The organism is Paenibacillus shenyangensis, assembly GCF_000346635.1.
In the GTDB taxonomy this organism is placed as follows: Bacteria; Bacillota; Bacilli; order Paenibacillales; family Paenibacillaceae; genus Saccharibacillus; species Saccharibacillus dauci.
The window spans coordinates 81763-103541 of record NZ_AOIG01000005.1; the positions used below are offsets into that span (position 1 = coordinate 81763).

At 39.3% G+C, this 21779-nt stretch carries 14 protein-coding genes; 2 read left to right on the plus strand and 12 right to left on the minus strand.

The genetic code is table 11. The features are described 5' to 3' along the window. Nucleotides 1-22: 22 nt before the first annotated feature. From H065_RS0103450 to H065_RS0103475, 6 genes are all read right to left on the minus strand, one after another. Nucleotides 23-2680, minus strand: coding sequence for a DUF2357 domain-containing protein (locus H065_RS0103450; RefSeq protein WP_017811622.1), 2658 nt, complete (start codon nt 2678-2680; stop codon nt 23-25). A gap of 21 nt (nt 2681-2701) precedes the next feature. Then, nucleotides 2702-4969 carry an MrcB family domain-containing protein gene (locus H065_RS0103455; RefSeq protein ID WP_238557870.1) on the minus strand — a complete coding sequence of 756 codons (2268 nt, stop codon included), beginning with the start codon at nt 4967-4969 and terminating at the stop codon, nt 2702-2704. 182 nt (nt 4970-5151) lie between these two features. Continuing rightward, the gene (locus H065_RS0103460) at nt 5152-7188 is read right to left on the minus strand and encodes an AIPR family protein (protein WP_017811624.1); all 2037 of its coding nucleotides are present in this window, start codon (nt 7186-7188) and stop codon (nt 5152-5154) included. Between the two features lie 11 nt (nt 7189-7199). Beyond that, nucleotides 7200-8159, minus strand: a complete 960-nt coding sequence (locus H065_RS0103465; protein WP_026136017.1) for a PD-(D/E)XK motif protein — start codon at nt 8157-8159, stop codon at nt 7200-7202. Beyond that, complete coding sequence (locus H065_RS0103470; protein ID WP_017811626.1) at nt 8134-10869, minus strand: Z1 domain-containing protein; 2736 nt, start codon at nt 10867-10869, stop codon at nt 8134-8136. The genes H065_RS0103465 and H065_RS0103470 overlap by 26 nt, the downstream gene beginning before the upstream one ends. Further along, nucleotides 10856-12280: an ATP-binding protein gene (locus tag H065_RS0103475; RefSeq protein WP_017811627.1), complete on the minus strand. Its 1425-nt coding sequence runs from the start codon at nt 12278-12280 to the stop codon at nt 10856-10858. The genes H065_RS0103470 and H065_RS0103475 overlap by 14 nt, the downstream gene beginning before the upstream one ends. Nucleotides 12281-12404: 124 nt before the next feature. Here H065_RS0103475 and H065_RS25125 point away from each other — a divergent pair, with 124 nt between their 5' ends. Further along, nucleotides 12405-13076, plus strand: coding sequence for an HhH-GPD family protein (locus tag H065_RS25125; protein ID WP_017811628.1), 672 nt, complete (start codon nt 12405-12407; stop codon nt 13074-13076). A gap of 18 nt (nt 13077-13094) precedes the next feature. On the opposite strand, the gene H065_RS0103485 is transcribed toward H065_RS25125, so the two are convergent. The 5 genes from H065_RS0103485 to H065_RS0103505 all read right to left on the minus strand — a co-directional run bounded on the left by H065_RS0103485 (nt 13095) and on the right by H065_RS0103505 (nt 19615). Next, entirely contained in the window at nt 13095-14774 is a 1680-nt protein-coding gene (locus H065_RS0103485; protein ID WP_017811629.1) for a DNA cytosine methyltransferase, read from the minus strand. A 166-nt stretch (nt 14775-14940) separates the two neighbouring features. Continuing rightward, entirely contained in the window at nt 14941-15684 is a 744-nt protein-coding gene (locus tag H065_RS0103490) for a DUF6339 family protein (protein WP_017811630.1), read from the minus strand. A gap of 2 nt (nt 15685-15686) precedes the next feature. Continuing rightward, nucleotides 15687-16553, minus strand: a complete 867-nt coding sequence (locus H065_RS0103495; RefSeq protein WP_017811631.1) for a hypothetical protein — start codon at nt 16551-16553, stop codon at nt 15687-15689. Beyond that, the gene (locus H065_RS26805; RefSeq protein WP_017811632.1) at nt 16543-18525 is read right to left on the minus strand and encodes a hypothetical protein; all 1983 of its coding nucleotides are present in this window, start codon (nt 18523-18525) and stop codon (nt 16543-16545) included. Before H065_RS26805 ends, H065_RS0103495 begins: the two co-directional genes overlap by 11 nt. Beyond that, on the minus strand, nt 18500-19615 hold the full coding sequence (locus H065_RS0103505; protein WP_081604044.1) for a DNA cytosine methyltransferase: 1116 nt from the start codon (nt 19613-19615) through the stop codon (nt 18500-18502). Before H065_RS0103505 ends, H065_RS26805 begins: the two co-directional genes overlap by 26 nt. Nucleotides 19616-20426: 811 nt before the next feature. Here H065_RS0103505 and H065_RS0103510 point away from each other — a divergent pair. Beyond that, a complete protein-coding gene (locus H065_RS0103510) occupies nt 20427-20894 on the plus strand; it encodes a DUF6843 domain-containing protein (RefSeq protein ID WP_017811634.1) in 468 nt (155 codons plus the stop codon). A 163-nt stretch (nt 20895-21057) separates the two neighbouring features. Here the strand turns inward: H065_RS0103510 and H065_RS0103515 are convergent, their stop codons facing one another. Beyond that, nucleotides 21058-21621 (minus strand): stalk domain-containing protein, encoded by a 564-nt coding sequence (locus H065_RS0103515; RefSeq protein ID WP_017811635.1) that lies wholly within the window; start codon nt 21619-21621, stop codon nt 21058-21060. Between the last annotated feature and the right edge of the window lie 158 nt (nt 21622-21779).

The following is a 21779-nucleotide window of genomic DNA, read 5'->3' on the forward strand; positions in this document are numbered from 1 at the left end:
TTACGGCTATTTTTTTTTCTTGCTACTTCTGCTCTTCTACGGATACGTCTATTACACGCTGTGCCAGATCCACATACTCGTTATCCAGTACTACTTTCACCTGACCCTGTCTGCGTTTCTCGCGCCATTGTCTCAGGTCTTCGTCGGATTCGAGGCGCAGTTCGGCTAGTTCATGGGCGCGGTCGAAGATGTACTTGCTCGTATACAGCAGTGTATAGATGCCCTGTCCGCCGAGTGTAATCGGCTCGCTGCGTTCCTGCCAGCGCTCTACAGTAAATTTTACATACAATTGGTCATCTCGTCGCTCGTCTGACGGAATCTCGGTAATTTCTCTGCGCTGCATAATCTGCCAGCCGGTGATGCGTCCGTAATAGTGGATACCGGCTTGACCGAGTGCGCCAAACTTGCGTTTGGACTGGTACATAGCGACATATTCGAGCTGGGTAATGACCTGTGAATTGGCAAAGTTCTTGAGCGGCACATGGTAGAATCCATGTGTTAATGCCAGTTCTACCTGCTCCGGTCCGCGTACCGATCCGACGATCATATTGCGGGTGACGAGCTTATTAGCATAATACTCTTCTGTACCGCGCGGCGTAGTAGATCGTTCGTATGCCTTTTCCGGGCTATCCTGAATAAGTTCGTCCAGGAATTCCTCTACCAGCGTTGTCGCATTCGGCAGGAAAGGAAGCGCACCTACATTGATCCGCCGTACACTTTTGTAAAAGTGGTGCTGGCGGTACTCTTTTTCGTTACCGTACGGGAACAGCACATATGCGCCGTACATGCTGCGTTCATAGCGGATACGGGGAGATATTGTATCTTCTTCAAGATCGCTAATAGTTGCTTCGGAATCATGCTCTGACTTATCTTTATTGGAAAATGAAGTCTTGGACTCCTGTTCAACTGCACCCTGTTCTGTAGCTGTCACTGGATCAATTGCAGACGAATCCTGCTCGTTCACTCCATGCACAATCGCATCCCGGTAGCGGTGCATCGTGTTGATGTCTTCTTCCTGTGGTCCAGGCTGACCATAGCTTGACCGGTAAGCAGATCCTTCTTCGGCTACATTCAATTTGTATTTGGCATCAAAAATAAAGCTGTATTCCTTCTCCTGTCCAGCGTCCACTTTCCGCAACGAAAGTACATTATCCGGTCGCTGCGGTAGTGTCGGCGTGCCCTGTCTATCCGGCGCACTATTGTAATACAGCACAAATGTCTCGCCGCTGCGCGGATTCACATACTCCATCCGCGAGCGCTGCCCCCGATCCAGCGTTACGAATAGACCGGAGTGATTCAGCCGAATCACATTCTGGCGAACCAACTGGTATTTGCGGCTGAGCAGTTCATTCAGCTTGAGGAAGCACCAGTATTCGTACAGCTCCGAGATTTCCTTCATGGACAGGCGCAGCAGATCGCTCTGGATCGATAGTCCTTTGAGCAGGGTCAGATAATATCGGTACATCTCCCGGTAGCCCGGCGCCATCTGCATGACCAGACTGAGACTCATGCTGCGCATCGGGGACAGCTGCTGCAGCCAGTTGGCAGACAGCATTCGCTCCATACGCGAGATCATCCCATCTACCCGGCGAACGAATTGCTTGTCATATGTGCGGCTGCGGTAATTCTGCGGACGGTTCAGCTGGGCATACTGGTTACGCAGACGATGCAGTCTGGAGAGGATACGCTCCAGCATCCAGCGCAGCATCCGGTTCTCTGCCGTATCATACGAGAGATGCTTGACCGTATCGAGCAGTCGAAGCGGACGGTAATCTTCTCCGTTAATAGATAGCGCTCCCCGGCGGGAAGGATCGGCTTGCCATTGTTCATCCTGAGGTCTGCTGCCTACGCCCTGTCCATTTTCCTTCTCCAGAGATGGACGCTGCAATTTCTCCAGATGCTGCGGATGACGAGCCAGATAGGTATTGTTGCGCCGACTGGCTCTTTTCACCAGAGCAGCATTACGCAGTTCCTGCTCGCGGTTCATCTGGTGATGCGGCTGGATGGATATTCGCTCCATCGCCTTTTCCATTTGACCAAATAGATGCGAAATAATCGAGAAAAACTCGCTCAGACTCTGGTGTTCACTGTCCCTTAGCGAGACCGATTGGTACGTACGCTTGAGAAAATCGAACGAAAGATTGTACACCTGCTCATTCACTTCACGCAGCAGAGCTACATAGTCCTGCTTGTAATCCAGCTTGGACGGGAAAATCTCCAGCTCGATCGACAGCAGACGCTGTCCGCTTGCCCGCAGCTCCAGCTCAGTAAAGCCCACTTCATTACGGAAGTTGAGCATCCCCGACAGCAGCCGCTTGCCCTTGGGCGTGACCGCTTCTCGTAGATACTGGTTATCATGGTAAAAGGTGACCGGCAGACTCGTATCCTCTGCCCGTTCATACACGAACTCATAATTCTGCTGCTCGTAAAAGCAGGGCAGCACATCTGCTCCGGCGCTCCACGGTACCAGTTCCCCTTCTACTGAAGAGAATACCCGGACCGACTGTACCTCAATATCCGGCATGAGCGAAGTGCACTTGAGATGGGCATCGACCCACTGCCCTTTTTCCCGGTGCAATTGCAGTGTCTCTACTGCCGGATGGTAAGGCTTGCCCTGCAGATAGATGCTGCCAATACTCGTCTCTATTTCCAGCAGATTCACACTTTTATTCAGATTCATGGGCACCTCCTGTAGAGATCATCAGGACACCCAGTACGAGGTGAACCCGTCTTCATCCAGCCGCCGGATCATATACACCAGCTTGCGCGCACTCTCTGGATAACGTGCCAATGGCGGTGTGCCGCCCCGACTCCATTGTCTCCAAAAGGCATCGTCGTCTTCGAGTGGTGACGGAATGCGTGTATTGCCTGTCAGACACAGCTTGAGCAGATCTACCAGCACACGCCGTACACCGGATTGACTACCCTGAATGCGCGGCAGAATCTTCTGCAGCAGCTGCAGGTCGAACGCTGCATCCTCTGTCATCAGATTAAAGCGCTCGTTGTACACGAGGTAAAAGCACACCGCATCACGGATACGGAATCCTACATGCGCATGGATGTCTTCCAAAACCGTATTCACCAGCACCAGCTGCTCGGTCGTGCGGCGGATCAGATCTTCGTAATCGCCAAGCGCGTCGATCAGCTGGAGATAGTCACTGCGGAGAAAAGACTGCTCCACCGGTACTACCTCGACCAGCTGCTGACTGTCCTCTGTAAGCCGCGGCAGCTGCATCAGGTCGATCGCATTGAACTCAATCGTATTCGCCCGGTCCAGCACACGCTTACTGAATGGGTACGTCGTCTCGTCCATGTTGACCGTGCCGACGATGTAGACGTTCTCCGGGATGCCGAGGTTGCCGTAGCGGGATTGGTCTTCCTCGGTATCCAATGCTCCCTCCGGGATTAGCGGGTCGGTCGCGATATGCCGCTCCTGTACCGTATTCACTCCATGACTGCGTCTGCTCGCTTCAGCTATATTCTGCTTCACTGCACTATCTGCCTGTCCGGCATATTCCCGTCCATTACCGGCAGAAAGCACTCCCTCTTCCATCCAGTGCTGCGTCTCCAGCAGACTCATCATGTCGCTAAAATAATGCTCGACCCGCGCCAGATTCATCTCATCGAGACAGACAAAGTACGGCTTTTTCCGGTTTTCCCTCCGCGACGCTTCCGCGATGACCATCGTCAGCGGTCCCGGCTTGAATACGCCGGACAGATCCTTGTATCCGATCAGATCTGCCGGATCGCTCCAATCCGGACGTACCGGAATCAATCGGAACTGCCCGTTATCTGCCGTAGCGCCTACTGCCTCCGCGAACAACCGGACCAGCCGCGTCTTGCCCGTACCCGATATGCCTGCCAGAATCACAAAAGGCCGCGTCTTCAGGGACAGGTAAAAGTTATGCGTCAGCTGCTCCGGGAAATAAAATCCACGCTGTGAGACATACTGCTGGATGTTATGCAGTGTCTCCTTCACATCCCGGTCACGAATGCGCGGTGAATAGGAGTCCGCACTGCTCTCTTCACGGATCTGACTGCTCCATACCGTATTCGGTGTAATCGCCGTGCTCTCGATATAGAACATATAACTGTCCATCGCATCCCACAGATCCGTGATCAGCTGCTCATTATCCGGCAAATGATCGGTCTCGTAATGGAAATACGCAATCGTCGACATCTGGTAATCATCCCCGAGCCGCCCATCGCCCAGCTCAATATCATCCGACATCTTCATCCGGCTGGCCGGCAGCCGGGAACGAATCTCCTGCGTACGCTCCTGCAGATAAGCCAGTCCCTCCCCGCGTCCCAGCTGACTGCGCGCCTCGCCCAGTCCCTGGTTGAGCGTCAGATAGATCCGCTTCATGTCTGCAGAGAACAGATACGCCACATATACACCACGCTGAATCGTATCCGTAATCTGCGGGTACATCACCGCAATCCAGGGTATGGTCGCCCAGTTGCCACGCCCCACCGATCCCTGAACTTTGAAATGATTATGGATAAACGGCAGCGACTTCAGATGCTCCGGTATATCCCGCCGCACATACTCCGCCAGCGGATGTCCGGACAGCGGCTGCGCCTTGGCCTGCGAGTAATTACGCGTGATGTTCATCAGGTCTTCGCGCAGGGAAAAGTCTGATTCTGGCGGAGCGTAGTAAGCATCCAGTTCATCGAGGGTGAAATGGTAGAGTTCATCCAAGACAGCCGGATTAAGCTGATCGTAGATCTCCGGCTTGAAGCCGATCGTGTAGCCGGAGTTGGGATAGTCCAGGATAGATGAGAGTGCTTCGATAGGTGTATCGATTACGTACTGCACTCTGTTCAAAGGCAGGTCTGCCCAGCGGAAAGCCATCCGGGATGGTGGTGCATCTACTGGCTCGCTTCTGGCTTCCCGTTTCTGGAAGTAATCGAGAAAGCGCTCCTTGATACGAGCCATGGATACTTCTCGTTCGCGGCTTGCTCGCATTTCATCGATGAGAACGAGGATGAGGACCATTTTATAGGATTTTTGCTTGTGTATGAAAATGTTTTGAAGTTCTGCAGGTAAGGTCATGTGTATGCTCCCATATTGTTTTATTACTGCTATTATATAGGACTATAGAAAAAAACAAAAAATGTTCTGCTGATAATATCAGCAGAACATTCATTTTAAACTACAACACCTTCATCTGTAGCCTTTTCATATAATTGATGCAGTATTTTACTTTGTTTCTCTGAAGGAGCGTGAATTAATCCTAAAGCCATTTTTTCAAGAATATCCATTTGTGTTTTTGTGACTTTACTTACCGATTGATACTTCTTATAATGTGCCAGTAGTTTTCCCCATACTTCTTTATGAGTATTTACAACGAAAACTTGAATTTCTATCCCACTATTTAGTTTCTTTTCCTTTTTATCTTCCCGCTTAATATACTTAGCTTCTTCTGTGTTCATTAATAGATTATCACTAAGAGATATTTTTAAATCTAGATCTTTTACTCGTCCCCAACATTCTTTCTTTTTACACCACTGAGCAATATTTGCAGAACCTCCAGGAGGAGTAGTAATAGAATCATACACTCCTTTTGTTATTAGCTTCATGAGAGAAGTAAGTTCTTTCGTAAGTCCCTGCTCTTCCCAGATTGTATTAAAGTTAAAATGCTTTCCTGAATATTCTACTAACTGAGATAAATAGGCAATACTATAGGTAACAGTCTGCGCTCTAAAACCACCATCATACCAGGAAGAACTAGAAATCAACTTTTCTACACTTTTAAAAAGAATCACACGTGATACTGCATCTTTAAAGTAACTCTCTGTTATTGCAAGTGTGTCTTTATCAAGCCATTCCGTAATATGATCTGCAAACGATGCAAAACTATATTGAGCTCCCTTTGAAACCACATCCGGTTTTTTTAGCCATGAATTTTCACTTTTAGATAAAAAGGTTTTATCTAAAAGTTGTGATTTGGGATTTTCTAACTGAAACTTAGCTTTCTCAGTTTTAGTAAGATAAGCTTGTTCATTAAGATATTCTCCTCTTACACGCTCATAAAACCAGTGAGTTCTTCGCTGAGAGCCTCCTACACTTGCAGCCCATACACGTTGAGAACTAGTCTTCATTTCTTTATGGTAAGGATTATTAGAAAAGAAATCCGATTTATTAACTTTATTTTGTGTATTTGCATACTCAGACACCTTAGAAACAAAATCATATTGCTGTTCTCTTTCTCTTACTACAGAAAGTTTCATTTGAACAGATACTTTCGAAACATCAAGCTTAGAGTTTTTCTTCGCTGCGTAAATAGATGATGTCGTCTGAGCGCCATTTACAATCTGGAAGTCTACAATTTTCGTTATATTTCCATGTTCATCAAACTCAACTTCAGTTGCTGTGGCGGTGATTCCATTATTATATGCAAAAAATAATTCTGGCTTGTATTCGATTGTATTTCGAATACCTTTATTGACCCCGCCTTTGAACTGTAAAAATGTTCTCACATTTTGCTCAAAAAGTTTCTGTCCAAATTGATCATAAATACCTACTAAATCATCGCCAGACATATATGATAAATAAGACTGATATTCCTCCGAACTAGTCGGAATCTCCAAAGCAGGCAATTTCACATTCACTTCAAAATTGTTATCTGTGTATTCTGATAAATTAATCTTATAAATGTATTCGATGTCAATAACTCTAAGATCGGTAGGTATGTCATCAATCACTTCTGAAGGCAGATCATTTAGAGTTCTAGTCATTTTTCCATCTGTCAATACAATTAATTTAAGTTTGCTAATTCTCTTAGTTTGAGCATAGTAATAAATATTATAAGCCATAGAATACGCATCTGAAGTTTCTTCCATATTTTTGTGAAGCCCTCGAAGACTTTTCTGTACAAATGTTCTAAGTCGTTTAAACTTTGTATTAATTTGTGTTTTGTTAAATGTCTCGATATAATCTTCTTGAAAAAAATGATGAACTAACACTGTAAGCATCTCTCTAGTCTCATCGTAATCATAACCATGAACTTCGATACCCGTCTTAGTATAATCTGCAGCTGTATAATCGCTGCTAAGCTCCCCTATACTAACCAAGGTCTCACATGTATTCTCAAAAAAAGATTGGCTCCGCATTAAACCTCTGCTTTCTGCATCAGCTAAAATACTTTGCAAAAAGTCTTGATGAAAGTCTTCTAGACTAATCATATTTTATCCCCTTACTTTAGAAAGGTATCTAGGCTAATTTCGAACTTTTCGCATCTTGCCAGATCAATCGAATAGGTCGCCAAAATGATAGCATCTGAAACATCTTTTGGTGTTATTTTAGGAAACTCTTCTGCGACATAGAAAAGACGCTGCTTGTCTACGATAAAGCTATTTAACTCCTCTTTGATCAGCTCAGGAGCATAACCGTAAGATATAAGCTTGGCTTCAAACAATTCTAAGTCAGCAGAGCTTCCTTGCTCAATGATTAAAAATCTAATTTTGTTGACTAATTCCTCAATCGATTGGCCATTTTCTGAAGCAGTCAAAGCAAAAGTTGCCAGATAGATCGATTCTTTTTCGCTATATAATTGTTTAAGAGAGGAGATGCTAACGGCATCTCCTTTAGACGTTCTATAAGATTTCACTTCTAGTACTGAATCATCTAGTAAAAAATCTTGCTTATCAGCTTCAGGTCCATTCCAAGATATAAGAGCTTGACGAACTCCAACTTTAGGAATTATAACCTCTACAAAGCAGCAAAGCTCAGCAAACAATCCCATTTGTCTTTCTATAGTAAATGAACTTGTTTTATCATATTGAAGCAGTTGTTGCCAGCGCTTAAGCCGCTGTTCTACTGCTTCAATCATTTTAGAACTGTTAGGATAATTTAGAACCACTTTAATAAGATCTTCGCAAAGAGTATAAAAAATTTCCCATTCATGTAGATTTTGTAAGATAAGAAAAAAAGCTGCTTGGTCTACTTGTGTCTCATCTTTGATAAGGTGGATACTTTTGAGTTTAATCATGTGAGTTTCCTTACTGAAAGCCCCATCTGTTTGAATTTTCAGACCATAGTTCCCTTTAGAATCGATAATCCAAAACAAATTATGAGAAGTAGCAGCATCTACACGACGTTGAGATAGCCTATCCATTTTAATCCAAGGATTAAATTTCGGGATCATAGTCATCATAATCTTCCTCTGTCTCACTTAGCAGGTTTTTAATAGTTACACTGTTGATTTTTACTTTTACAGTTTTTTTTCCACTCTGTATTCCGCCTGGAAAGCTTATACCAAATGCAGCTAAATTAGTTTCTTTTCTTGTATTTTCTTGATTTATAATGTTTCCTTTTCCTAAACTAATGCTCCCGTCAATCATATGCAGCATCAAAAGCGGTCTTTTCAACTTGCTCCGCGCAGCTTTTCGATCACTCCCACACTCAGCACGCTCCTCGGGTGAAAGAGAGATACTCTCTGCTGTACCACTTGATACCTGTCTATTCTTGACTTCTAAATAATCATTTATATGAATAAGTTGCCGTTTTTCTTGTTTAATCTTAATGTTACCCACAGCAAATTCTGCAGTGTCCTTGCTACCATTATATAGAGCGACGTCCCAATCTGTATTCATTTTTCTTACATATTCTCGAACAAACTCAATAGGCATTCTAGAATTAAATCCAAATTGATCTGAAGCTACAACTTCAAAATTATTTAAAAAGTCTTCAATGATACTTTTTTCAACACACTTCCACAGGTGACTTTTATATATGGGTTCCTCTTTATCTTGATCTGACCATTCCTCTACTTTATACTCATCTTCTAATTGGAGGATAAGTTTTTCAATTAGTCCTACATTTTTTTTATTTAATTCAGTATCGCTTGGAATCCAACTTGTTTCTTTAGATGTACCATCTAGCTTCATTTCAAAATAAAGGTCTTTACTACTTTTCTGCTTATTTCTTGCTGTAACTTGTAATCCACTATCTGGATGGTATTTAACAGAAAGACCAAAATCTTCTGGAGTCATTTTAGCTTTAGCCATTCTATTCAAATCATCAACCAAATCCTCAGTTGCTTCAATAATTAATTTAAATCGAGTTGCAACATCTTCTGGCATATAAATGTAGCAGAGATCCTCATAATTAGTTCGATAACCAAACCATCTTCCCATTTGCATAAGTGTATCGTAAAACACAGTACTTCTAATAAAGTAACTTATACTTAATCCTTCAACTGTGTATCCTCTTGATAAACTAGTACCTCCAACAACTATAGCATTAGTGACTGTGTCATTTCTGTAAACAAGTGGAATTGTAGTATTATTATGAACTTCTCTTACAATGACAGTATTAATCGTTTCTAATAAGCTCCGAAGAACTTCTATCCATTCAAACTCCAGTTCAGCATATCGTAAGTTAAATGTGTGTTCTAAATTTTTAATAATTTGATTTTGTTCTGAAGCTTCATGATTCAATCCACCATAACAATTGACAGAATATTGAATTTCTTCTAAATATTTCTGTGTTAAAAAACTGACTTTTTGGTGAACCATAGTAAAACGAGTAACATGTACTAGCATACTATTATGTTTATCACCTTGTCTTCTTAACTTCCTGATTGCTATATTAAGCAAGAAATGACGTACGGCTTCATATAAACTTTCAGGTAAACTAGTTAAAGGAATTTCTTTCTTGTGTGTAGTAGGAAGAATTTTGATATGATCTTTGATTTTTATAATATGTTTTAACTCTGGATCCAAAAAGATTTTAGCTGCTCCAAAGTAATTAGTTGGAGCTTTCAACGCATAAATGAAATCTTTCGGAAAAATATCTTTACCTACATCATCATTAGTAGCCTCATGATCTATAAAAATATTAGCATAAGGAGTAGCTGTGTAAGCTACATAAGCACTTTTATGAAATAAACTTAAGAGTTCTCTAAGTCTCCTATTAATGATAGTAGGATCTTCTTTACTACTTGTATTGATCGATGCATAATCCGATTCATCGTCAATCATTAACATCGCATGCTTAGCAATAGGTCCTCGATATTGTGTTTTTAACCAGCCAATCACATTCTTCAATGTATTAGAATTTTTTTTAATGACTAGCAAAATTGGAGCACTAATATTATCTAAGTTTAATCCTTGTTTATTTCTATCTGCATCTCGTTTATTAAAATCTTGTTCGGCTGTTGTCAAGCTTATTGGTAACATTTCCGTTTTCATGTTTCCAAGAGTACCTACACCCACAGGAATGCCCTTATCCTTTCCAATAAAGGCTTCATTCATGCGAACTTGTGTCTGATCTCTTAAGTTATTCATACCACCAGCAACAACAACTATAAATTTATAGCCAGCGTCTGCAGCTTTGCAAACTAAGGCTGAATAATTTCCTGTCTTTCCAGACTGAACATGTCCTACAACCATGCCCAATCTTGAGAAGGCTTGAATCGATTCATTCAGTGGATTCTCTATATTATCCATTACTCTGTCAGTGTCTTCATCTGTCGTTGTAACAACTTCCCGAGACATATAACGGCCCATTTGTTCTTTATACCTTTTCCAATAGTAACCTTCACATTCCTGTTTTACCTTACTAGTCCACCATGTTGTATCTCTTTTTTGTTGATCTTCACCCTGTACTAAAATTCCTCCCTCCATTCTAATATCAAAATGGGTTTCCAATTCACGTTCCATACGTTGCCAATCCTCGTCAGAAAGTTCTTTAAGCTCAGGAACAGACAAAATCATTGCAAACGTCGTAAGACCTATAGAAGGTATAAACTTTTTAGTGTTTTGAATTTCTTCTTTAATTTTATTTTCTGGTAAAACTCCTTCAACTTCTTGAAGTTTTTTAAGAATAAACTTTTTTATTTCTTGATAGCTATTGATTTCCATTATTAAACAACTCCTTATGATTTTTAAAAATCTCTGTTTTGAGTAAATCTTTGATGGCTTCGTCGCTTAATCCTGCCAATTTCAATTTAGTTGCAATATCCTTAATATCTTCATCAGTTAACATCGTTGTCTGCTGCAATTCATAAGGATTCTGCTGCAACTGGGCTTGAATCGATTCAAGTGGAAGATATGCCTGCAGACCTTTTAAGTACATATCTAAAAGTTGACGATTACTTTCAGACAGATCTTCTTGTAGCTTTTCTAAAAGAGGATGACTTTGATTCAATGCAAAGCGTAACCCAGAATCATGAGGAACTAACTCCCAAAATTTTGTTGTTGTCTTGTCTTCAATTTTCCTGCCCCTGCCTGTATAGGGTCTTGATCCTTTTTCAGTAACTTGCCGAATAATATTTTTAAGATCATTCTTTATTTCTGGTGCAGGACTAGCTGTAGATTTTTTAATATCGATATCCCATAATTTATCCTGTTCATTTGTAATATCTACTTTTATACGAACCAGTTTATGAGCATCATTTGCTCGATGAAGTCCCCACCATGTTCCATAAATCAGCAATCTACGTGCTCTGTACAAATAAAATCCTTGCGACTTTATGTAGCCATCTTCAGTAGCATACTGCTCGTACTCTTGTTGAGACAATTTCGAATGGTGCGGCAGAATGTATGGCTGTACAATAATAGTCGATTTATTAATTTTCAATTTTTCAATAGCCAACTGTTGTGTAGCAGGATGGCTAGTATTAAATGGGTTAAACGGTTTCAACGGATTATTATTGATCGTTATCGTTATTGCTTTATACTTAGGAGCACCTTCAAGAAATTGATGAAAAACTAAAGAAAGATGTTTTCTTAATCCTGAAATAGTAGAGGATAAATCATCTTTACTGACACCGTCGATCAGCTGCCAAACAATCAAAGTTCCACTTTCTTGAGCTTTTAGTTGCTTAAATAAAGGTAAATGGTTGAGCTGTCGAAGCGTAGGAGTGAGAAGTGCCCATTCGTCTTCTTTAGCAATATAATTAAGATCCCACTGTTTAGCTGAAATTTTATTGCTTTTCTTAGAGATCACTGTAAGCTTAGTGCACTGGGAAAAAGAAGCCGTTTTCAATCCAAGTCCAAATCTTCCTAAGTCTAATTTGCTTCTCGTATCGTTAGGGTTTTTAGTACCCAAACGCATGGCTTCCACAAGATCTTTATTGGACATTCCATTGCCATTATCGAGCATACAAAATATAAGATCCGGTTCAGGGAGCATATGAATATGTATTTCAGAAGCTTCTGCTGCAATGCTATTATCTAAAACATCTGCAACAGCTACATCGAATGTATAACCAACATCTCGAAGAGACATAATAAAATTTCGAACATTAGGACTCACAATTTCTTTTTTCATGATCATCAACGCCTTTTCTATTAAGCTTACTGATTTTTATTGTCTACTTTTGCAACTTTTGCTTATATTTATCGGCATAAGGTTAATTTTTTATTACCAAATCACTTCAAATTGAGGTATTAATATGGATGATAAAGACTCAAAAATTTTATTTTTTTGGAACACGCTAAAAACATGGTTTAATCAGAACCATAGAGACTATCCATGGCGTCATACTGCAGATCCTTATTATATACTCTTAGCAGAATTCTTATTACAGCAGACTCATGTTAGGAAAGTAGAAGAAGTATATTATTCTCTATTAAATCAATTTCCGACTATTAAAGATCTGTCTAAGGCTTCAGAATCACAACTTATTAATTTAATTAGCCCTATTGGTCTAATTTACCGTGCTCAGCGGATTAAATCAACTGCTAATCAGGTATATTTTAACTATGATGGTAAAATATCTGATAATTTTGAAGATTTGATGTCGCTCCCAGGTGTTGGTCATTATATCGCTAATGCTGTTCTATGCTACGCCTATCATCAGAAGACAGTTCCTATCGATACCAATGTTATTAGATTATTTATACGATATTTTAATTTATCTTCAGATAAACCACGTCCTAGAACTGATAAAGTTCTTGCTTCACAAATACGTCAGCTGTATATATTCGATTTTGATTATCGAACAGCCAACTGGGCTATTTTAGATTTTGCTGGTTTAGTATGTACCATGATTAAGCCCAAATGCTTAGATTGCCCTCTAAATATACATTGTGCCCACTATAAAAAAAGATCCTCTAGCTCATAAGAGCCGAGGATCTTTTCTTTATAAATCAGCTAATTCTACAGGCAAAATTATATCTTTTAGAGAGTGATCTGGTGTATGCCCTAAATAGGCGAGCAGCTGATCAGCTACAGCACGCCCAAGCAGCGGAGGAACAGCATTACCTACCTGCTGATATTGAGCATCTTTCGCCCCTATAAAGATAAAATCATCTGGAAAAGTCTGAAGTCTAGCTGCTTCTCTTATACTTACTGCTCGATTTTGAACCGGATGAATCCACATTGACTTACGAGCGTTTAATACTGTTCCCGAAGGAGCATCATATTTTAATCGCAGATATACCGTATTTTGAGTTCGATTAGGATTTGAATACGTATGTTTAAAGGACTCATCCAAATGATGAAAGTTTTGTCCTGGCTGTAAAACTTCAAATCTTTGCATAGCTGTCGCTCTTGTATCTGTCATAATATGATTTCTTACATCTGGCATGCCTGCCTGAAGATAAGTAAGAAGAGGATTAGGATATTCCATTTTGGTTTTTAGTAATGGACGATCTTCTTCCATTATAACTAAAGGTTTTACATGTTCTAAATCTTCAATGGCATCCTTTACTGTATAAAAGTTGGTAGGATTTTCAATAATAGCATTCGGCAGTTGAATTTTCTCTTCGCCAACGATTTCTTGTCTTACACCCATTAAGAATAAACGTTCACGCTGCTGAGGAGCTCCAAAGTTAGCAGAATTAAGGATAAAACTCTCTTTATTCAGTTGATACCCTAAACTTTCAAATTTAGATATTAAATAATCTAAGACAACATAGGTTTTAAGCTCAACTAATATTTCATTATTCTCTCTATAGAAGCTTCCAAATTCGAGTCGATTTGTTTCAATTTCTCCAACTCGCATGATCACCTGTTGAATTGAGATAACTTCATTTAAACAAGAATAAATATCTTCAGTCGAACTATTACTATCTTCCAAAAGATTCCCAAGAATAATCCATTTTTTACGATATTCAGTACTCCAATAATACTGATGTTGCTCTTCCCAATTTGAAAAATAACCTTTAAGAGCTGGTCTTATTTTATTCAAGTAAACTGCTGCTTCTTTCTTTTTACGATTGAGATGGCTAAGTTTAGAAAAAAGTACTCGATCTTTAAGCTCATACTCAGGCATAGAAACTCGAAAAGGATCATTCAAAAAAGCAAGTAATTCATCATTCAATGCTTTAACTTCTCCCAAAGAAACTTTCTCATCTGTTGGGTTAAGCCCCAGAGTTCTCACTTCTGATTCATCTTGCTCTGCTAAAAAGAATTTATGTTTATTGGATTTAAGCTCTTTAACATTTTCCATAACAAAAGCATCTGGTTGAAGTTGCTCAATCGCCTTTACATATTCTTTAACTAGCTGATTATTTGCAGAGATAAGTGCAGCTTTCTGCCTATTAGCATTGGAAAATCCTTGACAAGGTGGACCACCAAACACAATGTTTACTTTACCTTGTCCTATACTCTTACATTCATCCAATATTTGATTATAATCAACGTTTCGGATATCTCCGTACATTTTAACTTCAGGGTGATTAGTTACATAGGTTTGCTGAGCTGATACATTATTTTCAACGGCTGCTATTATTTTAACTTGCCCAGTTTGTAGAAACCCCAAACTTAGGCCGCCAGCTCCAGAGAATAGATCAACGGCTGTCAACTTACCGCTCTCCACTACGAGCGCCTCCTTCTGCGGGAACAAACGTTCCTTTTAAGCAGCTTAACATGAATTGCTGCAAAGTACAATAAAATGGCTTTAGAAATCTATTTTACAGTTTAAATTCTTCAAACGCTAGACAAAAAGAACCTGTTTATTAAACAGGTTCTTTTATTTACTATTTTTAGAAGAGCAGTGCATCTAGCTTTTCGCTAATTATTAATTCTAAATCAGCTCTATCTAGTGCATCTAAAATTGTTACGCCACCAAGCTGATTGACATACATCATAAGACTTCGGAATGTTTCACGTTTCACCGATATCTGTTCTACTTTTTCTTTTTGATGAAGCACAGTTAGAACGGCTCGGGTAATATCTCGGTTGCCAGAAAACACTCGTTCTAAGAGACTCTGCGCAATATCCAATTTAGATAGAAGCATAGCAGTTAACTCAAATGGATCTTCTCTGTCCTCATCATAAGAAACATACCCGTACCACCAAAGACGAGCTATACCATGACGAACTAAAGCCCTTCCTTTATTTGACATAAAGAAATATCTTTCTCTAATAGCGTCTTCTGGTTTTTCTTTTTTTAAATATGATTCCACTGGCCATCTCTTACGCATATAATTCCAAAAGGTTTGATGAGATAAGTATACCCACATCCTTTCATCACATGCTTGTGCCAGCGTTAGATCTTTCAAAGCATTATATACCTTTTTAGTATTTTCTAAATCATAGTGTATAGTGGTGCTTGCTGGCATATGCAGATCAATCTCTTCAACACGGATTTTAGAAAGAAAGCTCCATTCTGCTTTACCAAAGTAATCAGTTAACCAAGGTTCATTCATTTTATATTTTAGAATATTATTTTTAATATTAGATTTAATATCATCTAATGAATCTTCACTAATATAATTTAGGTTCAATATTATTCACCTTCATCTTCCAAATTCATAAGTGCATTAAGGGATTGAGTCAGCGGATCTCCTATTAATTTCTGAGCGATAGAAATTGTAGATTCTTGATCAAAATTATGGTTGCCTAGCTCAATACCAAAGTCCTTTAATCTCATACTTATCACTTGATACCATCTGCACTCTTCGTAGTCAATATCAGCAGTTTGTTCATTCTTTAACATTTCCAATATCGAAACAAGCGCTGGAATAACGATCATAGAAGACAGCAATGGCTGAAGACTAGAGTTCAATGAAATAGTCTTGTATTGATCAAAATTATCAGTAGAAAGCTTAATAATAATTTTGTTTCCTGAAGAATCAACCTCGATTGCTTGTGCTTCATCATTCCGATTAGGTTGTATAGAGAAAATGGACGGGATTCTTCTAAGTGGATCAATCTCTTTCTCTGCATAGAAAGAACGCTCCATATCTAAAGCAAGAATATCTCCTTTTTTAATTTGAAAACCAAATCCTTCGTAGTCAGGATGAAACTCATCCAGTATATAATTATTAATATTATCTACAGCAATGATAAATGCACAGATTTGTACTTTTCCCTCCACATCTTGAGCCGGAAGCTGAAAAGTAAATTTATTATTAAACGAAGAAAAAATTCTACGATAACGTGTAGTCTGACATTCGAAATGAAAAGCATATTTAGCTTTTCCTTCCTTAATCAATTCATGTATTCCTTCACTACTAGTTACACATTCTGCATCAAACAAATAAGTAGTTTGTGTTTTCGAACTTTTAAGTGAAGCTTGAAAATCACTATAAGGAAAATCATCAGAATAGTAAGAAAGAACAGGATGCGGATACTGTCTAGAACTAATTTGCATATACAGCCACCTCCAGTGCACAGCGAAGTGGTTCTTTTAATGTAATTGTTAATACTGCACGTTCTTTTTTATCAAACAATATGGGTCCTAGTTTGATTTCATTTTCAATATGGATATGCTCTCCTAATTGTTCAGCAGCACGAATCTTAGCTTTTTCGCCTCCAACTTCACCTAGGATATTAACACCTACATAACCATAACCATCTTCATTCGATTTCATGGTTACTCTGTATTTTCCTTCTACTGGATCAATACAAAAAATTCTAGATTGTGTTATGCGAAGGTTTTTGTTCGCTTTAGGTTCCAATTGTTTGTCTGCCTCCGGGCGTAATGATCCTTCCTTATTTCCCTTTTCTTCCAACCCATGTTCCTCAGAATTTTGATCATCGTCATTAGATCCATTATCACCTGTTTCACTCTCTTCAGCTTTATCTGAGTCAGAATTGCTTTCTGGGTTAGATGGTCTGTTTACCTCTCTCTGATCTACTTCAATACCAGGAGAAGTATACTCCTCTTCCTCCTCTATTGAATCCTGCTCATAAGAAGGAAAATCACCTTCATTGGTAATATGGTGAGTATTTGGTCTGTTTTGACGATCATTCATTTGCATTTGAATTTCTTTAGGTGCCGATTTTTCTCCTTCTAATTCAGCCAATGGAGTATTAAGATGCTGGTCATCCATTTGATCTGGCAAATAATCGCTTAAACCTTCTACATCTAGTTCTTCTACAGCTTCTCCTAAAGAAATAGAACGAATATGTTCATTCATCCAAGCATAAAGTTTCTTTATAATATTTTTTGCATATTTAGGATCATCATGACGCTCTGCTTCCCAAGCAGTATGTGTAGGAGGCTCAATCTGTCTTAGGAATTTATTGATTTCATCACCATCAGCAATGAGTACACCTGCAAATTTAAATGGGGTCCTAAAGTTACCTTTGTCATAAATTTTCATTCCAGTACTTCTCACCATTGCAACTCTTTTAGGTGCCTCTTTGCCTGGTAAAACATACATACGAATTTCGCCTAATCCTTCAAAATTTTCTTCAACAAATTTGTTGGCATTTGATAAGGTATACGCTTCATAGTAAGAATAAGATAAGCAATCTGCTTCATTCTTTGTATATTTTTCTAAAATTAAAGGCAGCGTCTCAGCATTTATCTCTGTATCTCCTACAGTTACAATAAGCTTCTGATCTAAAATAGCTATAATGAAACTTTCAAGCACAGAACGAATCACTTTAGATTCCCAGTCACTTTCTGCATGAAACCCAGCTACAAAAACATCAGTCCCTACTTCGTCTCGAAGGAACATTTCGCTGATTTTCATTCTTTCGTTGATCGGTTCATTTCTAATAGCTTCGCCATAGTAACCAGTTCCTTGAGTGGGTTCATTATTATCATTCATATGAGTAACTAGCTTCGCTACACCTTGGAAAGCTTCTACACCATCAATATCCATTGTGCTGTAAAATACAGTTCTGAGATCTGAACAGGCAAATGGGGCATGCTTACCAATACCAAAAGATCCACCAGATTTAGAATCTTTATTAGAAGAACCTACTGATTTGATTAAATTATGCCATCCTCCCTGACGTCCCAGTTTAGAACCAGTGAGTCCTGTTGTATTATAATCACTGATTTTCAAGAATTTAATTGTATCAGCACCCATAACATTTAAAGCATTTTCGAAGAAAGCTACTGTCTTAGCATTATCTGACCAATACTTTAAACTATCTTTAAGCATTTTAATATATGCATCCCGAGCTGGAAAATCAGAAGCTGGTATCTCAAGCACTTGAAATTCTACTCTAACAGGCTCTAGACTTCCTGATACTCTAGCATCACAAGAATTCTGATTAATCTCTCGTGCTAGAGAATCCCAAGGATTACCCTTAAAAGTTTCTATTCCTGCATCATTAAGTCCCGTAATTTGTCCATAGTTATTAGACGGAAAATTCCAACCGATCATTTTTAAGCTCCTGTTCTATCAAGTTTCGTTTACATTCTACTGCTAGCTTTTGTACAAGATCTACGGTAACAGCATTACCTACCTGCTTATACTGCTTATTTTTTGGCATATCATTCGGAAAAGAGAAAAAGCTATCCTTAAACCCCTGCAATCGAGCACATTCGATTGGTGTTAGTTTACGAATTCCCCAATCATCTTTAATCACCGGAACATTATGTCCACCTTCCCCCATATTTGCTGTTAAAGTAAATGTGGTAGAATTTTTATTTTCGCGTACATAAGCTCGTCTTAGGAGGTATACTGAATCTTCGCTACCTTCTGCCATTTTATCAGCAAACATCTTTCCATATTTACTATCTTCGTCAAAATAATACTCTGCCTCTGCTTTGCCTTCTATATCTAGATATTCTTTCACATCATTTATTGATTCTATTACTTCAGGAAATTTAAAAGTATTCATTCGGAAATAGTCTTGTGAAAAAGCCACCATATATAGTCTTTCTCTATTTTGTGGAATATCAGTATGATCTTTTGTATTTAGAACTATTGCATTACTTCGTTGGGTCATTAAGTTTCCTTTAGGATCAAGAGGTACTCTAAACCAATATCCAGCTCTCTTGATTTCTTCTTCAATTATGTTAATTGTATTTTTATTATCATGGTATATAAGGTTTTTCACGTTTTCTAGCACTAATATTTTTGGCTTATTTTCTCCAAATTCTTTAATCAATCGAATAATTTCAAAAAAGAGTTGGCCTCTCGGATCGTTAAAACCAAGCTTATTCCCTGCAAGTGAAAACGATTGACACGGAAATCCTGCTGTTAAAATATCTATTGGTTCTAACTTGTCTCCTCTAACTGAAAGCTCTTCTACAGACTTCTCAATCAATCTAGTTTCCGGGTAATTATGTCGATATGTTTTCGCAGCATAATTGTCTAATTCATTTGCCCATACCACATTAAATCCTTCATTTTTAAAAGCACTACAAAAACCACCAATGCCTGCAAAAAGGCTGCCTACTGTATATTTCTTACTCTCATTTAAATTCAAGTATCTCCACTCCAAAAATGATAAATTTACAATTTTCATTGATACTCTTAATCTTTTTAATAACGAAATAGCATAGTGTACAGAAATGAATTTAATTTAAAATTAGATACTGGGATTATATGCGTGATTCCTCACACAGTCAATTTAGATCTAAACTCCTAATTTTATTAATGCCAATCCTCTATGCAATCTATTTTATACTTTCCTCCAAAATTATAATATAGACAGAAAAAAGTGACTCGCCAAAGCTTATGTAGCTTGACAGGTCACTTTCTCTTATTATAGCTATATAATATGATCGAAAACGACCACTATATTAGGAGCAGTTAGTTTCCCATCTCAATTTATAGTTACTATAATAACATAATCAGAAAAGGTGACTCAAGTAATCCTATAAATAGATCTTCTTCAAAATCACTCAAATACTTTTTAAGCTTTAAATAATCTTAACTACATATCTCATACGGAAGGGAATAGGTGCTAGTGAAAGAGTATATTTTATATTTTTTATCTATAATAAGTTTAAGCCTTACTTTGTTGTTTTTGTTTTTCAATCCCTACCATGTCCCTGCTGATGCTGGAACAATTCTAATTATCGCAGTACTACTAGTTGTTCCCCTTTTAATGACTTTATTATTCTTCCGGTATCAACTTTATAAGTGGGCGTCACTATCTTTTATTATTCAAATTCCTATATCTAGCTATCTCGGCATCTCTAGCTTTTATAGTATTTGGAATCTATTCCTAGTCATTAATATTATAGTTATGTATATTCTAATTCAGTCAAAACAACGCATCTAGAATTATTTATCCAGTATTTTACGACTTCATTTAGAAAGCAGGTTACCCTATGCGCGACTCTACTCGACAACGAACTGGCTTCATCCTGCTCGCCGCTCTATCCCTCATCACAATCATCATTCTAACCATGATCTTCACCAATTCACGCCGTGCCAGCGTCTACCTGATCCCGGAGAACTACAATGGATGGGTACAGATCATTTACAACCAACAGAGCTATCCACCGATCGATACCAGTCTCACCAAAGCTACCTTCCCTATCGGATCAGACGGTGTCCTTCGGACTTCAACACCAGAGGTATCCGAAGGGATCGCAGAGGATCAGTATTACTGGGTAGATGCACAGGGAGAACGAACGCCAATCGATACGCAGAAATTGATACACGGCAAGAGCGTCCGCAGCAGTGGAACAGACGGTACTGAACAAGACTCTGAAACCGTAGCCGAGGAATTTTTTGTAGGTACAGAGGAAGCGTATAAGCAGACTCCGGCTCCTTCGCTGGAAGATCATCTATAATATTGAATGATATGCTCTCTTTTCTACGACTGGTGTGATTGAAGTTATATTCGTATCCAGGAATTTTCTGTGGTTAGGCATTATACTTTCTAAATATATTCCACTATCCTTATAGTAAGCTTAGAAGAGCAGACCCGCTTAGAGGTCTGCTTTTTTGTTAATTCTACGGGTTATACGTTAAATTCACATGCATAATACCATCCTTACCACCAGGAAAAGGATCGACATACTGAATATCCAGAAAGTCTAGCTTCTCCTTCCACTGTTCTCTCTGAAGATCGTGGTAACTCTCACCATATCGATCAAAGACATACGACAATACGAGTGCATTGATAGAAGCTGCGCCATTCTGCATCTTTACCCAGGATTCCGGTAGAACGATCTGATGATCGCTGGAAGAGATGGAGTGATCGGAAAAGTTCAAGATCATCTCGGAACCATCCTTTTTCACTACAGCGACCTTGCGCTTGCTATCCCAGGTAATCTGGTCGGCATGGCCTTTGAAAATGTCTTTGACCGGAATATAGATTGTGCTGTATACCTTTTCCTTGGCAGAAGGGCCAGTGATGAGAAGACTGGAACGGGTCAACGTACCTGCGTAGACCGATTTGGCTTTTTGGACAAATAGATCGGAACTTGCAGCAGCAGCGGCTGGATGATTCCAGGATACGGCCAGGGTACTAATTGCTAATAGGATGCTGGTCAGTACTTTTGCGGCTTTGTTCATAATTACCTCCCTGATATTACATTTTTGGTATATTCTATCTATATCTATAACGCGGATTAAGCTCTAAGGGGTGCAGTCCGTCCCCATATAAAGCGGAGACCGAGCTGGCATAGCCTTTTCCTATAACCCATTATCACTATTAACAGTTACGCTCTCTC

What these genes read in the sequence shown, in the direction of transcription:
- H065_RS26805 (WP_017811632.1), bottom strand. Translation starts at nt 18,525, where the DNA reads ATGATCGGTTGGAATTTTCCGTCTAATAACTATGGACAAATTACGGGA.
- H065_RS0103510 (WP_017811634.1), top strand. Translation starts at nt 20,427, where the DNA reads ATGCGCGACTCTACTCGACAACGAACTGGCTTCATCCTGCTCGCCGCT.
- H065_RS0103450 (WP_017811622.1), bottom strand. Translation starts at nt 2,680, where the DNA reads ATGAATCTGAATAAAAGTGTGAATCTGCTGGAAATAGAGACGAGTATT.
- H065_RS0103475 (WP_017811627.1), bottom strand. Translation starts at nt 12,280, where the DNA reads ATGAAAAAAGAAATTGTGAGTCCTAATGTTCGAAATTTTATTATGTCT.
- H065_RS0103470 (WP_017811626.1), bottom strand. Translation starts at nt 10,869, where the DNA reads ATGGAAATCAATAGCTATCAAGAAATAAAAAAGTTTATTCTTAAAAAA.
- H065_RS0103495 (WP_017811631.1), bottom strand. Translation starts at nt 16,553, where the DNA reads ATGCAAATTAGTTCTAGACAGTATCCGCATCCTGTTCTTTCTTACTAT.
- H065_RS0103505 (WP_081604044.1), bottom strand. Translation starts at nt 19,615, where the DNA reads ATGAAAATTGTAAATTTATCATTTTTGGAGTGGAGATACTTGAATTTA.
- H065_RS0103455 (WP_238557870.1), bottom strand. Translation starts at nt 4,969, where the DNA reads ATGCGAGCAAGCCGCGAACGAGAAGTATCCATGGCTCGTATCAAGGAG.
- H065_RS0103465 (WP_026136017.1), bottom strand. Translation starts at nt 8,159, where the DNA reads ATGATGACTATGATCCCGAAATTTAATCCTTGGATTAAAATGGATAGG.
- H065_RS0103460 (WP_017811624.1), bottom strand. Translation starts at nt 7,188, where the DNA reads ATGATTAGTCTAGAAGACTTTCATCAAGACTTTTTGCAAAGTATTTTA.
- H065_RS0103515 (WP_017811635.1), bottom strand. Translation starts at nt 21,621, where the DNA reads ATGAACAAAGCCGCAAAAGTACTGACCAGCATCCTATTAGCAATTAGT.
- H065_RS25125 (WP_017811628.1), top strand. Translation starts at nt 12,405, where the DNA reads ATGGATGATAAAGACTCAAAAATTTTATTTTTTTGGAACACGCTAAAA.